Genomic DNA, 14,760 nt, shown 5'->3' on the forward strand with positions numbered 1-14,760 from the left:
CCCCGCTTTCTGACATTGTTTGTAAGAAAGACCTTTTTGTCCAATGAATCAGCGCGAATGTACCCGTCCTTCTTTCTGTTTCACACTTTAACATAGCGAAAAAAAAAAAGAACAAGACTTTTGTCGGCAGGGAAAAAAAGTGTTCGCCAATTTTTTCAACCGGTCGACCCTGCGAATGGGAGCATGACATGAGCTCCATAGAGATACAGCCAAAAAGAAAAAGAGATCGCAGGAACAAAGGGAATTGGTTCATCTAATTGAAATGAAAAAACCTTCGCATAGGCGATTCCAGTGATACATGAGAGGAAAAGAATGAGAAGGAATGGCTTGAAGCCAAAGCAAAACGCAAGCACACCGAACAGCTTCATATCAGCTCCGCCCATGCTATTTGGCTTGAAACGTTCTAAACTATAAAACATGAGAAAGCAAAAAAGAAGCGAAGCCGCTCCTTCCCACCAAATAAGAAGTGGTTCAAGCGTGCGGTATATGACGAAAAGAGGGAAAAAGAAGAGAAACAGCTCGTTTGGCACCCTCATATAAAGGAGATCGCTCACGACAGCAATCACAAATAAACTACAAAGAATCACAAGAAAAAGACCTTCAAACGAAATACCAGCGATTTTATACATGAGCAAAAAAAGACTGCCTGACAGCAGCTCAACCAGTGGATATAACAAAGACAGCCGAGTGCCGCAATGCTTACAAGTTCCCCTCAATAACGCATACGAAACGAGCGGGATGATCTCGTGCAGGGAAAGCGGCTGTTTACACACTGTGCAGTGAGAACGAGGAAAGAGAATAGACCGCTTAAGTGGCAGCCTTTCACCAACTAGATGAAAGAACGACCCCATGGTGATGCCTGCAAGAAACACAAAAATGCCTATCATATATCGTGACCCCTTCCGAGAATAAGATAGACCGGATTTTATCACGATCGTATTCATTGAGCACATAGCGAAAATATGATTTTACTTTCCATCTGTATATCAAAAGAAAAAAACACAAATGGCATTGAAGCCATTTGCGTTTTTGTGTTACCCGATCATACGATTTCGTATATCTGAAATAAAATAAAGAGAGCCTGTCACAATGATCACCGCTGAAGGATCATCACTTTTTTTCTGAATGAACTCAAGCACTGTACGAGGGTCATCATCATAAGACTTTGCGTCTAACTGACTGCATACATAAAGCTTTTCAGCTGATTCGGCTCTTGGAAAATCAAATGAAACAAAATGGATAGAAGAACTGACAGCTTCAAGCTTTTGAATCATTTGCTTGTACGGCTTATCTTTTAAAGCACTAAAACATATATGCACCTGTTTACTAGAAAAATGAGCTTGTACAGTTTCAATTAAACGGTCGATCCCTTCTTCATTATGAGCGCCGTCTAAATACACTGGAGGATGATCTTTGACTTTTTCAAATCTCCCAGCCCAAACTGCCTGCCGAATGCCCTCATATATTTGCTCTTCTGTCACACTAATATAGCCTTCTTGCTCCAGCCATTCAATGAGTAAAACAGCAAGGGAAGCATTTTGCCTTTGATGCGTTCCGATTAATCCTGTTTCAAGCTGCGGATACTGCTTTTTTGATGTGCGTAACGTGAAACGTTCACCTGTTTCTGTCGGCTGCTGCTCATCAAATCTACAAGTATCATGTAAGGAAATACATTCCGCATTCTTTTCTTTTGCTGTGTTTTGAATGACAGCAAGAGCTTCAGGCTGGTGAACTGCCGTGATCATTGGAATACCCTCTTTGATAATGCCCGCTTTTTCAGCTGCAATCTGTTCAAGTGTGTCACCTAAAATGGCCATATGATCATGACCAATCGACGTAATCGCTGTTAAAATAGGCACAGCAATATTTGTAGAATCAAGTCTTCCCCCAAGCCCTGTTTCCAAGAGGACAAAGTCTACTTGGTGCACATGGGCAAAATAAGCAAATGCACACGCTGTAATGATTTCAAATTCTGTTGCTGCGCCAAGCTCTGTTTGATCTAATTCGTCAACAAAAGGCTTGATTTCATTCACCAAACTCAGCCATTCTTCATCTTCTATAGGCACTCCATTCACGCTGATTCTTTCATTGAACGTTAGTATAAACGGAGAGGTGAAAGTTCCGACCGAATAGCCGGCTGCCTGCAAAACAGAACGCGTAAACGCAATGGTTGATCCTTTACCATTTGTACCTGCAACATGTACTGTTTTTATACTTTGTTCCGGATTTCCTAGTCTGTTCATCAGCCATTTCATTCGTTCAAGACCCGGTTTTACACCAAAGGCCAGTCTGCTGTGAATCCAATCAATGGCTTCATGATAGGTTGTAAACAATGTCATCTCTCATTTCATACGAAATTTTCAAAAAAGACGACTCCCTTTCATTAGGAGCCGTCTTTTCAACCTTATGCTTTCAGCTCTTCAATACGCTTTTGAACAGCTTCGCGTTTTGCGACATAATCACGTTCTTTCGCACGCTCTTCTTCTACGACACTTTCAGGCGCTTTTTTCATAAAGCCTTCGTTGCCAAGCTTTTTCTGTACTCGTTCCACTTCTTTTGTCAGCTTATAAAGCTCTTTTTGCAGACGAGCAATTTCTTCATCTAAGTTAATTAAGCCTTCAAGCGGCAGAATGAGTTCTGCTCCAGAAATAACAGCCGTCATCGCTTTATCACTAGCTGGGATATCTGTGCCAATTTCAAGAACACTTGGGTTCGTGAAGCGCTCAATATATGAACGGTTTTTCTCTAAGCGTTCCTGCACATCAGATGTAGAGGCTTTAATGTAAAGCTCTACTTGTTTGCTCATTGGTGTGTTCACTTCACTGCGAATGTTACGAACAGAGCGGATGAGTTCCACAAGCAGCTTCATATCAGCAGAAGCTTGTTCGTTGGAAAGCTCCGGCTTCACTTCAGGCCATGCCGCAACAGTAATGGACTCACCTTCATGCGGGAGATGCTGCCAGATTTCTTCTGTTAAGAACGGCATAAACGGATGTAGAAGTCTCATCGTTTGATCTAATACATACGCAAGGATCGAACGAGTCGTTTTCTTCGCTGCTTCGTCTTCTCCATAAAGCGGAAGTTTCGCCATTTCAATGTACCAATCACAGAAATCATCCCAAATGAAGTTGTATAAATGTCTGCCCACTTCACCGAATTCATACTTGTCAGCAAGCTGTGTGACACTTTCAATTGTTTCATTTAAGCGTGTTAAAATCCATTGGTCAGCAACTGATTTTTCTCCTGTTAAATCAAGCTCATCATACGTTAAACCATCCATATTCATTAAAGCAAAACGGGATGCGTTCCAAATTTTGTTCGCAAAGTTCCAAGTGGATTCAACCTTTTCAAAACTAAAACGAAGATCCTGACCTGGTGAGCTTCCAGTCGCTAAGAAATATCTTAATGAATCCGCACCGTACTTGTCGATGACCTCCATTGGATCAATTCCGTTGCCGAGCGACTTACTCATTTTACGCCCTTGTTCGTCGCGGATAAGCCCATGAATGAGGACATCTTTAAACGGTTTTTCTCCTGTGAATTCAAGACCTTGGAAGATCATGCGGGATACCCAGAAGAAAATGATGTCATAGCCAGTTACAAGCAGATTGGTTGGATAGTAGCGCTTGAAGTCTTCACTGTCTGCATCCGGCCAGCCCATTGTAGAAAACGGCCAAAGAGCTGAACTGAACCATGTATCAAGTACATCGTTATCCTGTTCCCAGTTCTCAATATCTTCTGGAGCTTCAAGTCCAACGTATACTTCTTTCGTTTCTTTATGATACCAAGCCGGAATACGGTGTCCCCACCATAGCTGACGAGAAATACACCAGTCACGGATATTTTCCATCCAATGTAAATATGTCTTTTCAAATCGGTCTGGAACAAATTGAACTTGGTCGTCACCTTTTTGCAGATGAATGGCTTCGTCTGCCAGCGGCTGCATTTTCACAAACCATTGTGTTGATAAATACGGTTCAACGACAGCTCCACTTCGCTCACTATGACCAACTGAATGCATGTGGTCCTCAATTTTGAACAAAATGCCTTCTTCTTGTAAATCCTTCACAAGCTGTTTGCGGCATTCAAAACGGTCCATTCCTTTATATTGCAGGGCATTCGCATTCATTGTGCCATCTTCATTCATGACAAGAATACGCTCTAGCCCGTGGCGGTTTCCAAGCTCAAAGTCATTCGGGTCATGAGCAGGTGTAATTTTCACAGCACCTGAACCAAACTCCATATCAACATAGTCATCACCGACGATTGGAATCTCACGGCCTGTAATTGGTAAAACCACTGTTTTTCCAATTAGATGCTGATAGCGCTCGTCATCAGGGTGTACGGCTACGGCTGTATCTCCCAGCATTGTTTCAGGTCTTGTTGTCGCAATTTCAATTGAACCCGTGCCATCTGAAAGCGGATATCTCAAGTGATAAAACGCACCTTGAACATCCTTATAAATCACTTCAATATCAGAAAGTGCCGTTTTCGTTGCTGGATCCCAGTTAATGATGTACTCTCCGCGATAAATAAGCCCTTTTTCGTACAATTGAACAAACACTTGGCGAACGGCTTTATTCAGACCTTCATCTAAAGTAAAACGTTCACGGGAGTAATCGAGACCAAGACCCATTTTCGCCCACTGGCTGCGAATAAAATCTGCATATTCTTCTTTCCACTTCCACGTTTCTTCCACAAATTTCTCTCGGCCAAGGTCATACCGGCTTACGCCTTCTTCGCGAAGCTTTGCCTCGACTTTTGCCTGAGTCGCAATACCGGCATGGTCCATACCTGGAAGCCAAAGAACGTCATAGCCCTGCATCCGTTTCATACGTGTCACGATGTCTTGGAGTGTAGAGTCCCATGCATGCCCAAGGTGCAGTTTTCCTGTCACGTTTGGTGGAGGAATGACGACTGTATATGGATCTTTCGTTTTGTCATTTTGTGCTTCGAAGAATTTCCCTTCAAGCCAGTACGTATAGCGGTCTTTTTCAATCGCATTAGGATCGTACTTTGTTGGCATTTCTTGATTATTTGTTCCCATTTGTGTAACCTCCACATTTTTTCTGCTGATGAAACATAAAAAAAGCCTTTCCATCCTTATAAAAGGACGAAAAAGCTTTTTCGCGGTACCACCTTTTTTCACGAGACACATACACGTGTCCCATACACTCTAAAGGATAACGGGGTTCTCCCGAATTTCTCTACTTGTTCATTCAAGAAATTAAGCTCACAGGCGACCTTCCAAACAAGTACATCCTAGGAAACCTCTCAGCTCTTGGCTTCCCTCTCTTTAGGGTCTTGCTCGTACTCTTCCTGATCTACGCTTACGATATATCACGTTCATCAGCACATACTCATCTTTTATTAATATTACTAAATGCCTTTTGTTTTCGTCAATCATCTTTTCCGCTTTTCTTCTTCTTTATACAAATTGGGCAGGCACCCTTCGCCCTTTTGCCCATATGATAATAACAAAATGAAGAAGGAGGGCGTTTGATTTGAAGAAGATCAATCCTTACACACTCCCCCCCTGGCTGAGACAAATTCGGGCAGTTGCCTCCCAAGTCGTTCTCCCGATTGCTATATTTCAAGGATTTCGTACGATCATTTTCCCTACAACATTTGACGTCCTCATTCTAGGTATTCTTATTTTTCTCGCCTGTGCCTTTCATCTTGATTGGTTTTAAAAAACTCATGCTTATGTACCTGTCCATATAAAGCCAACGCAGCATAACCTCGTCATTCCGCTGATGACGAGGCACTTTGTTCTTCTTCAAGCCGTCTAGCCTGCTCAATCTCATGAATCTTCATAACGGTCGGCTCAGAATTTTTCATCTGCCAATACGCTCTTAACAGCTGCTGACAGCTTTCCATTTCATCCTGTCCGCCTGCTTCATAAGCTTTTACTGTATCAAACAGCCCTTGCGGATAAGCAAGGTAGCTTAGGAACAAATGCAGTTCTTCCTCCCGAAGAGGGTTTCCTTTTTGATACGTATAAAACAAAGAAGTGCATTCAGGACAAGACGTGGGATAGGTTTTGAATGTCCGAAAGTAATAGGTCAGAAGATCATAGATGGGGGCGGCTTTTTTAGACCGCTCGAAATTGGTGAAATGTCCTGTTCCTACATCATTATACAAAAAATGATGGATCGATAGCTGTCCATGATTTAGCACAACACGCGTTGTCTCTTTGTCTTTCATTTCTTCATGCCAATCTTCTAAACGCTCAAGCGCAAATTCGCTGGCAGACATCGCCTCTGAAAAATACATAGCAGCGGTCAGCTCAAATGGCGACATATACCACGTTTGTTCTGCCCGCTCTATGAATCGTTCATACATGTCTTTCTCTGTTTCCCATTTGGTCTTGATTTGGGTGTAATGCGCTTCTATCTCTTGCTCTGTGATATCCATCATGACTTCAGTCCGCTTATGAAGTCTTGCAATCTCTTGAAATAAATATTCGTGCTTATCGTCCTGCTCTTCTCTCTTTTCATTCGTCAGCCACGGCATCAGATAGTATGCATACTGGCTTTCCCGATGACTTGAGAAAAAGGAACCGCTCTTCGTCCGATAAATCGGCACAAAGGAGCGATATCCCTTTGATTCTAGTTCAAGCATTTGTTCAGTAAATTGCATATGCCGGTTGGCTTTTACTCGCTTCAAGGCAAATACACCCTGCTTTGTATATACCTTGATGACAACAGGACTGACAGGTTCAATATATTCAGCCTCAAGTCCGTATTCGTATAAGACAGATTGGATTTCATCCACGTTCACTCACCACATTTTCTCGGTCAGTCATCGCTTGCTATGCATTGCTTTTTTGATATTCAGGAATATAAAGAATCTGCCCTTCCTCAAGCTCCGCATCAATCGATAATGAGTTTGTGCGAAGAAGCTGCTGCACATTCAATTGATATCTCTCACAAATACGATCGACCGTATCTTCTTGCTGAACTATACATATTTTCATGCGAGAAAAATCTTCCTCCTCCTGCTTAGCGAACAGCTTTGTTAAATAAAGAGAATTCTCACTGCCAGACGTTTCTCTCACGTCTTCTTCAAGCTCCTCTTCTTCTTGAGCTGACTCATATATTTTAGGTGCTTCCCGTTCATATAACCGCCCGAGCTGATATTCGTCATCCTGCTCCTCTTGCTCAGGTTCCACTTGATAAGCAGGTGATTCAAATGCCGGATATGACTGTACCGTTTCTTCCTGCTCTTCGGCAGCTTCCGGATCTTTTCTCACTTCCACTTCAAAGAATGTATCCTCCCGCTCCTCTTCTTCTAAAAGCTTAGGTGGTTCAAAAAATGGCGGTTCCTGCACGTGAGCTTCAGGGATGGATCGATAGCCAAGCGCCACAGCTTCTTCTTGGTTATTCGGCTGTTCCGGCTCTTCTTGTTCTTCTGATTCTTCCGGTTCTTCGGACACTTCCTCTACATCCCTGTTCACCAGTTCTATCTCAATTTCTTCTTCCTCTTCTTCTTGATCTTCCTGTTCTTCTTGCTCAGCACGTGTGTCATGTTGGAAAACAGGCTGCTTCTCATCATCCTCATGTTCTTCGCCTTGCAGCTCTTTTTGTTCTTCTTGTTCCGACTGCAACTGATAATCGTAAGCCATATCGCCATAATCCTCTTCAGGACGATGGACAAATTCATACGGCTCCTCTACAGGCGCTTGAGGCGTTTCCTCGTCTAACAAGCCCTCGATGGCTAAATCAGCCTGAATGGTAAGCAAACGATTCTCTGTCAGCTGGTAATCAAACGCATCAATAAACACAAACACATCATTTAAATGACTAATTTTGTTCTTCGGAATGGTGATATCGACTGGAAATTGATGCAGAAGCTCCGCCGTTCCGTCTTCTCTTACCTTTACCTCATCTGCTTCCCTGTATGTTGGAAAGGAACTCAATTCACCCAATAGCTCCTCTTGATTTATGTTGTATTCTCCTGTTAGCTCGAGTGAACCTCTAATGGAAACATAATCATTCACTTCTTGAACGAGAATATCAGGGTCGAGAGAAATTGACAGCAGCTCACTGACTTCCTGTCCGCTTTTAAAATAAATGGATTCTTCTACCGAAAACTGTAATCGATTGTTTTGAGACAAGTCGGTGTCCTCCTTTCATCTAATCCTTAAAAAATAAAATTAGATGTCAATACAGTTGTATGTGGGAGGAAGTGAAAATATGATTGGTTTTCTCCAACGCAAAAAGCCGATATGTCTCCATATCGGCTCAGCGTGTAGACAAACCCTCGCATTCGTTGTCAGTCCTGCGCTCCGGTGCTCACGAATGTCAAATTCGCTCCGCTCCGCTGCTCGTCTTTCCTAGACTGCAAAGGTTTTCTATCACGCTGAAAAAAGACAAAGGGCTAAAATCAAGATCATTTTAGCCTTTGTCAACAATCTAAAGCCGATATGTCTCCATATCGGCTTTTGTTTTATCGACGTAGTTTTTGAAAAACCTTTTCCACTGTCTCAATTGTATATTCGATGTCTTCATCTGTATGAGCTGTTGACAGGAATAGTCCTTCAAATTGAGATGGCGGGAGGAAAATGCCGTGATCGGCCATTTCCTTGTAAAATTCAGCGAATAAAGCAAGATCAGCTGTTTTCGCTTTGTCATAATTGATCACTTCTTCATTTGTAAAGAAGAATCCGATCATGGAACCTGCACGGTTAAACGTTAATGGAATTCCGTATGCTTTTGCTGCTTTCGAAATACCTTCTTCTAAACGGTCACCTTTTCGTTTAAACTCTTCATAAGACTCAGGTGTCAGCTGTTTTAGAGTTTCTAAGCCTGCTGTCATCGCAAGAGGGTTACCAGATAACGTTCCTGCTTGATAAATTGGACCACTTGGCGCAATTTGTCTCATAATATCCGCTCTTCCGCCATAAGCACCGACCGGAAGACCGCCTCCAATGACTTTACCAAGACACGTCAGATCAGGTGTGATGCCAAAATAACCTTGCGCGCAGTGATAATCCACACGGAAGCCTGTCATGACCTCATCAAAAATGAGTAATGATCCATATTGTTCCGTAATGTCTCTCAGCCCTTGCAAGAAACCTTCTTGCGGAGGGACAACCCCCATATTTCCTGCGACCGGCTCTACAATGACACCAGCGATATCGTCGCCAAATTCTTGAAAAGCAACTTGAATGCTTTCTAAATCATTGTACGGCACTGTGATCGTGTTGCTTGCAGTCCCTTCAGGAACACCAGGACTATCCGGGAGTCCAAGCGTTGCCACTCCAGAACCTGCTTTAATGAGCAAAGAATCACCGTGGCCATGATAGCAACCTTCAAATTTCACAATTTTATTTCTGCCTGTAAAACCGCGAGCTAGACGAAGTGCACTCATCGTCGCCTCTGTACCAGAGCTGACCATGCGAATAACTTCGATGGAAGGGACCCGCTCTGATACAAGTTTAGCTAATTCATTTTCAACTAACGTAGAAGCACCGAAGCTTGTCCCATTTTCCGCTACTCGCTGAATGCTTTCAACGACACGATCATTCGTATGTCCTAAAATCAGCGGTCCCCACGATAAGACATAATCGATGTATTCATTTCCATCAATATCATAGATCTTGGCGCCTTTGCCTCGTTCCATAAAAATCGGGTCTGTGTTGACTGATTTAAATGCACGTACAGGGCTGTTGACACCACCAGGCATTAAATGCTGTGCTTCTTCAAATGCTTGTTTTGATTTTTCATAGCTACGTCCCATTTCAATGTCCTCCTGTCTATCCGTTCTTTATTCTGAGAGCCATTTTGCTGCATCTTTTGCATGATACGTAATAATGAGTTCTGCTCCTGCACGTTTCATACTTGTCAGCATTTCCAGAACAAGCTCTTTTTCAGAAATCCAGCCATTTTGAGCAGCGGCTTTTACCATTGCATACTCTCCGCTCACATTGTAAGCAACAACAGGGAGTGTAAATTCATTTTTCACATCACGCATAATGTCTAAGTAAGAAAGAGATGGTTTGACAATCAAGAAGTCAGCTCCCTCTTCTACATCAGATTGCGCTTCTCTTAGAGCCTCTAAACGGTTTGCAGGGTCCATTTGATATGTTTTACGATCTCCAAACTGCGGTGTACTATGTGCTGCATCACGGAACGGACCGTAAAAAGCACTTGCATATTTCACGGCATAAGACATAACTGGTACATGAATAAAGCCTGCTTCATCAAGCGCCTCACGAATGGCGACAACAAAACCGTCCATCATATTTGAAGGCGCGATGATATCTGCACCTGCGCGCGCTTGGCTGACAGCCGTTTTCGCTAGTAGCTGAAGAGATTCATCATTTAAAATTTCTCCATCTTCAACAATTCCGCAATGTCCGTGATCTGTATATTGGCATAAGCAGGTGTCTGCAATGACCACGAGCTCTGGGAAATGCTTTTTGATCTCAAGCGTTGCTCTTTGAACAATGCCGTGATCGTGATACGCCTCACTGCCTACATGATCTTTATGATCTGGCACACCAAATACAATGATCGATTTGATGCCAAGATCAACAAGCTCTTGGACTTCTTCTTTCACAAGATCTACAGAAATGTGATACACACCTGGCATTGAAGAGACTTCTTTTCGGACATTTTCTCCCTCTACAAAAAAGATCGGATAAATGAAATCAGATGGTCTTAAAAAGGTTTCTCTGACTAATTCTCTCATTCCTGCGCTTGTCCGCAATCTGCGGTGTCTGTTAAATTTCATCAATGGTTCAACTTCCTTTCAGATAAACGGCACATCAAATCAAGCATTCCGTCTATCGTATAAGTATCTGGGGTTTCAGAAGAAATCCCGTATTGAAGCAGTGCCTCTTTTGTCAGAGGACCGATCGTCACAAAACAGGTGTCAGATGCAGCAAGCATCGCTGCATCTGCTTCCATCACATGCATAAAAGAATGAACAGTAGATGAGCTCGTAAATGTAATAAAATCAAATGATTGCTTCGTCATTGCCGTTTTAAGAGCAGCAATTCCTTCCTCATCCTTGACTGTTTCATATAAAATCCATTCTTTTACCTCAATGCCGAGCGGAACGAGGGTCTCTTTCACCACATCTCGTGATAGATGCCCTTTTGCTACAAACACACGCTCTCCTGGGAGTACATGGTCAAGTAATGCATCTGCCAGCTCTTCCGCTATAAATCGTTCTGGCACAACATCCACCTTCAAGCCGTGCTGCTCAAGATAGGCAGAGGTTTTCTCTCCTACAGCAGCTACTTTCAAATGGGATAAGCTCTTTTGGAAATGATGGTCTTTTATGTAGTTCAGAAAAAAAGACGCACCATTCACACTCGTGAAAACAAGCCATTGGCTATTTTCTAAGTCCTTTAAAAAGTCCTGCGCTTTTTCTTTTGTGAGCGTAGGCTCAAACCGAATAAGAGAGGTTAAAACCGCATGGCCGTTCAGCGCTTCAATCTTTTGCTGAAACACGCCCGCTTGACGTTCATTTCGAGTGACAAGCACCGTCTGTCCGTGAAGCGATTTGCCTATGCTCATTGAGACAGATCCTTTTTCACCTTGTCGATCAAATCCTTTGCTCCCTTATCGGCCATCTGCTTCGCACACGCTGTTCCAATCGCTTCAGGGTCAGTGCCTGTGACGGTTTCTCGAATAATCGTGTGCCCATCAGCAGATGCTACAAGACCTGTTAGTTCAATTTCATTATGCTCATTCATCGTTGCATAGCCAGCGATCGGCACCTGACAGCTTCCATCCATTTGTTTGAGGAAGGATCTTTCTGCGAGGACTGTTTTCTTCGTATATTCATTCGTAAATTGGGCGAGAAGCTGCAACAGCTCTTCATCATCCCCGCGGCACTCAATGGATAGCGCGCCTTGTCCAACCGCTGGAAGGCACGTCTCAGGAGATAAAAATTCCGACACAACCTCTTTGCTCCATCCCATTCTGGACAGACCGGCAGCCGCTAGAATAATGGCATCATACTCTTCATTTTTCAGCTTTTCCAATCTCGTATCAATGTTTCCTCGAATCCATTTAATCTCAAGATCTGGTCTTTCCTGAAGAATCTGGGCGCTGCGCCGTAAGCTGCTCGTTCCCACAATTGCACCCTTAGGCAGTTCGCTGAGACTTAGATGATCCTTCGAAATAAGGGCATCCCGCACATCTTCACGCTCAGGAATACAGCCAATCACTAAACCTTCAGGAAGAGCAGCCGGCATATCCTTCATGCTGTGCACCGCCATATCGATGTCATGATTCAACATCGCCTGCTCAATCTCTTTAACAAACAGTCCTTTTCCGCCAACCTTAGATAAAGTCACATCTAAAATCTGATCACCCTTTGTTACAATTTCTTTTATTTCAAAAGAATAAGAAGGGTTTAGTTTAGACAGCTTTTGAATGACCCATTTTGTTTGTGTAATTGCCAGCTTACTTCGTCTAGAACCTACTTTAATTGTACGCAATACGTCTTCCTCCCGACAATGCCTTTAAGACTCATCATTATTGAAACCAATGAAAGGTTGATAAGCTACCAAGCAGAAAATAATTGATCATCAGCACAAGGAATGAAGCGACATTCCAAAATGCCACGATTTTGCCCTGCATATTTCTCACCAATCTGATATATAAGTAAAAGCCATATAAAAACAGCATAATAAACGAACCAAGCACCTTTGCATCTGTCCAGTACAACGTATCATACGAAATATATGCCCAAATGATGCCAAGAATTAAACTAAGCAAAAGCATTGGCACACCAATAATGTTTAATACGTATGCCATATGATCCAGCTTTGATAAGTCTTCAATTCTCAAAAGCCATTTTCCCCATTTTTTCTTTTTCAGCAAACGATATTGAAAGAGATAAAGCAGTGAAAATGCAAAAGAAAGTGAAAAGGCACCGTAGGATAAAATCGCCATCGTAATATGAATCACGAGCAGTTCACTCGTCAGCTTCCCCGTTAGTTCTGCTGAATGGAGGTCAGATGGTGTAAAGGTGTGAATCGCCATCATGGAAAAACCGATCACATTTGTAAAAAACACAATAAATTCAACGCGCAATATTTTTGTGAGCACAAGAGAAAGTGTCACAAGCACCCACGTATAAAAATATAACCCCTCTGCTACATTCAACACAGGGAATCGGTCTGTTTCCATCATAATATAGAACATGTAGACTGTTTGCAGCAGCCAGACAATAGAAAGCAACCAGAAAGCCATTTTTCCAGCCTTCCGGTTGTGTTGAAGAAAATCTATGAAATAGAACAAGACACTTAGTGCATAGATTAAGATCGTTGCTTCATTGAGTCTCGCTACAATGGATTCCATCATCGCTTAATCACTCACTGGCAACTGTAGCAAAGCCTTGTGCCATATTTGGTTTGAACAGCTGAAATGCCCCTTGCTCCACCTGTACAGGTTCGACCTTTTGCTCTTCATCTTCAACCTGTAAATCAAAGATTTCTTTAAAAAGTAAAAGTTTTTCCTCTGCATTTGGCTCCGCGGCAATTTCTTTTGCCTTTAAGATAGGATCTTTCAGCATTTGGTTGATGATGCTTTTCGTATGTTTATTTAACAGCTTCATTTCACGGTTTGTGAGGTTTGGAAGCTTTCGCTCAATACTCTGCATCGTATCGGCTTGAATTGTGAGTGCCTTTTCTCTAAGTGCAGAAATGACTGGAACAACACCTAACGTATTCAGCCATTGCTTAAATTCTACAATTTCTGCTTCAATCAGGAGCTCAACCTGCTCAGCCACTGCACGGCGCTCTTTTAAGTTGGCAGCCACGATGCCTTCAAGGTCATCAATGTCATACAAAAAAGCACCTTCTACTTCAGAAATGGCTGGATCTAAATCACGGGGTACAGCAATATCTACCATAAATAGAGGTCTGCCCTTCCGCTTTTTATTCGCACTTTCAACCATTTCTTTTGTAATGACAAATTGTTTCGCACCCGTTGAGCTGATTAAAATGTCCGCTTCGGATAATGTTTTTTCTAATTGGTTTAAGCTCTTAGGCTCTCCTGAAAAACGACCGGCCAATTCCTTTGCCTTCTCAAACGTTCGGTTGATGACCGTTACTTGGCCAATTCCTTGCCCTTGGAGGTTTTGAGCTGCCAGTTCGCCCATTTTGCCCGCGCCAAGAATCAGGACATGCTTATCAGAAAGACGTCCAAAGATTTTTTTAGCAAGCTCAACCGCTGCATAGCTGACAGACACCGCATTAGACGCAATATCCGTTTCCGCATGAGAGCGTTTTGCAACAGTGACCGCCTGTTTAAACAAATAATTGAAAACGGTACCAATGGTCTTCTCCTCTTGAGCTACTTTAAAACTTGAGCGTACTTGACCGAGTATTTGCGTTTCACCAATGACCATGGAATCAAGTCCACAGGCCACACGGAATAAATGCTCAACCGCTCCATCGTTTTCATAAAACTTCAAATATGGAGAGACATCTTCCTTTTCTAAACCGAACCAATCGGCTAAAAATCTTTTTATATAAAACCGTCCAGTATGAAGCTGATCTACTACTGCGTAGATCTCTGTTCGATTACATGTTGAGATGACGATATTCTCTAGAATGCTTTTTTCTTCTTTAAGCTTGGACATCGCTGTTCCGAGCTCACTCGGTTCAAAGCTCAGCTGTTCCCGTATCTCAACAGGGGCTGTTTTATAATCTAAACCCACAACAAGAATATGCATAACTTCAGCTTGCACCCCCAACGCCCTGTCTAATTTATAATAATTACAATATAGAAT

Annotated in this window: 12 protein-coding genes and 1 other annotated feature; of the genes, 1 reads left to right on the plus strand and 11 read right to left on the minus strand. The window is 42.6% G+C overall.

Annotated features, from left to right (window positions below; all coding sequences use genetic code 11):
* Positions 1-155 precede the first annotated feature (155 nt).
* From NSQ72_RS12315 to NSQ72_RS12325, 3 genes are all read right to left on the minus strand, one after another.
* Positions 156-887, minus strand: coding sequence for a prepilin peptidase (locus tag NSQ72_RS12315; RefSeq protein WP_341084148.1), 732 nt, complete (start codon positions 885-887; stop codon positions 156-158).
* 147 nt (positions 888-1,034) lie between these two features.
* Positions 1,035-2,339, minus strand: coding sequence for a bifunctional folylpolyglutamate synthase/dihydrofolate synthase (locus tag NSQ72_RS12320; protein WP_341084149.1), 1,305 nt, complete (start codon positions 2,337-2,339; stop codon positions 1,035-1,037).
* 65 nt (positions 2,340-2,404) lie between these two features.
* Positions 2,405-5,047, minus strand: coding sequence for a valine--tRNA ligase (locus NSQ72_RS12325; RefSeq protein WP_341084151.1), 2,643 nt, complete (start codon positions 5,045-5,047; stop codon positions 2,405-2,407).
* Between the two features lie 59 nt (positions 5,048-5,106).
* Positions 5,107-5,336 (minus strand) — a binding site (T-box leader).
* Between the two features lie 168 nt (positions 5,337-5,504).
* Here NSQ72_RS12325 and NSQ72_RS12330 point away from each other — a divergent pair.
* Positions 5,505-5,693: a hypothetical protein gene (locus tag NSQ72_RS12330; protein ID WP_003216497.1), complete on the plus strand. Its 189-nt coding sequence runs from the start codon at positions 5,505-5,507 to the stop codon at positions 5,691-5,693.
* Between the two features lie 52 nt (positions 5,694-5,745).
* Here the strand turns inward: NSQ72_RS12330 and ysxE are convergent, their stop codons facing one another.
* The 8 genes from ysxE to hemA all read right to left on the minus strand — a co-directional run bounded on the left by ysxE (position 5,746) and on the right by hemA (position 14,703).
* On the minus strand, positions 5,746-6,777 hold the full coding sequence (ysxE, locus tag NSQ72_RS12335) for a spore coat protein YsxE (protein WP_106025803.1): 1,032 nt from the start codon (positions 6,775-6,777) through the stop codon (positions 5,746-5,748).
* Between the two features lie 37 nt (positions 6,778-6,814).
* Positions 6,815-8,119: a LysM peptidoglycan-binding domain-containing protein gene (locus NSQ72_RS12340; protein WP_106025802.1), complete on the minus strand. Its 1,305-nt coding sequence runs from the start codon at positions 8,117-8,119 to the stop codon at positions 6,815-6,817.
* Positions 8,120-8,451: 332 nt separating this feature from the next.
* A complete protein-coding gene (gene hemL, locus NSQ72_RS12345) occupies positions 8,452-9,744 on the minus strand; it encodes a glutamate-1-semialdehyde 2,1-aminomutase (RefSeq protein WP_039180405.1) in 1,293 nt (430 codons plus the stop codon).
* A gap of 27 nt (positions 9,745-9,771) precedes the next feature.
* On the minus strand, positions 9,772-10,740 hold the full coding sequence (gene hemB, locus NSQ72_RS12350) for a porphobilinogen synthase (RefSeq protein ID WP_029706177.1): 969 nt from the start codon (positions 10,738-10,740) through the stop codon (positions 9,772-9,774).
* Complete coding sequence (locus NSQ72_RS12355) at positions 10,740-11,531, minus strand: uroporphyrinogen-III synthase (protein WP_106025801.1); 792 nt, start codon at positions 11,529-11,531, stop codon at positions 10,740-10,742. The genes hemB and NSQ72_RS12355 overlap by 1 nt, the downstream gene beginning before the upstream one ends.
* Positions 11,528-12,460, minus strand: coding sequence for a hydroxymethylbilane synthase (gene hemC / locus NSQ72_RS12360; RefSeq protein WP_106025800.1), 933 nt, complete (start codon positions 12,458-12,460; stop codon positions 11,528-11,530). The genes NSQ72_RS12355 and hemC overlap by 4 nt, the downstream gene beginning before the upstream one ends.
* Before the next feature lie 37 nt (positions 12,461-12,497).
* A complete protein-coding gene (locus tag NSQ72_RS12365; protein WP_039180413.1) occupies positions 12,498-13,328 on the minus strand; it encodes a cytochrome c biogenesis protein in 831 nt (276 codons plus the stop codon).
* Positions 13,329-13,335: 7 nt separating this feature from the next.
* A complete protein-coding gene (hemA, locus tag NSQ72_RS12370) occupies positions 13,336-14,703 on the minus strand; it encodes a glutamyl-tRNA reductase (protein WP_039180415.1) in 1,368 nt (455 codons plus the stop codon).
* Positions 14,704-14,760: the final 57 nt, after the last annotated feature.

Source organism: Bacillus sp. FSL R5-0659 (assembly GCF_038008785.1).
In the GTDB taxonomy this organism is placed as follows: domain Bacteria; phylum Bacillota; class Bacilli; order Bacillales; family Bacillaceae; genus Bacillus; species Bacillus safensis.

Excerpts from the sequence above, each read along its gene's own strand:
- NSQ72_RS12315 (WP_341084148.1), bottom strand. The coding sequence starts at position 887 with ATGATAGGCATTTTTGTGTTTCTTGCAGGCATCACCATGGGGTCGTTC.
- NSQ72_RS12320 (WP_341084149.1), bottom strand. The coding sequence starts at position 2,339 with ATGACATTGTTTACAACCTATCATGAAGCCATTGATTGGATTCACAGC.
- NSQ72_RS12325 (WP_341084151.1), bottom strand. The coding sequence starts at position 5,047 with ATGGGAACAAATAATCAAGAAATGCCAACAAAGTACGATCCTAATGCG.
- hemL (WP_039180405.1), bottom strand. The coding sequence starts at position 9,744 with ATGGGACGTAGCTATGAAAAATCAAAACAAGCATTTGAAGAAGCACAG.
- hemB (WP_029706177.1), bottom strand. The coding sequence starts at position 10,740 with ATGAAATTTAACAGACACCGCAGATTGCGGACAAGCGCAGGAATGAGA.
- NSQ72_RS12355 (WP_106025801.1), bottom strand. The coding sequence starts at position 11,531 with ATGAGCATAGGCAAATCGCTTCACGGACAGACGGTGCTTGTCACTCGA.
- NSQ72_RS12365 (WP_039180413.1), bottom strand. The coding sequence starts at position 13,328 with ATGATGGAATCCATTGTAGCGAGACTCAATGAAGCAACGATCTTAATC.
- hemA (WP_039180415.1), bottom strand. The coding sequence starts at position 14,703 with ATGCATATTCTTGTTGTGGGTTTAGATTATAAAACAGCCCCTGTTGAG.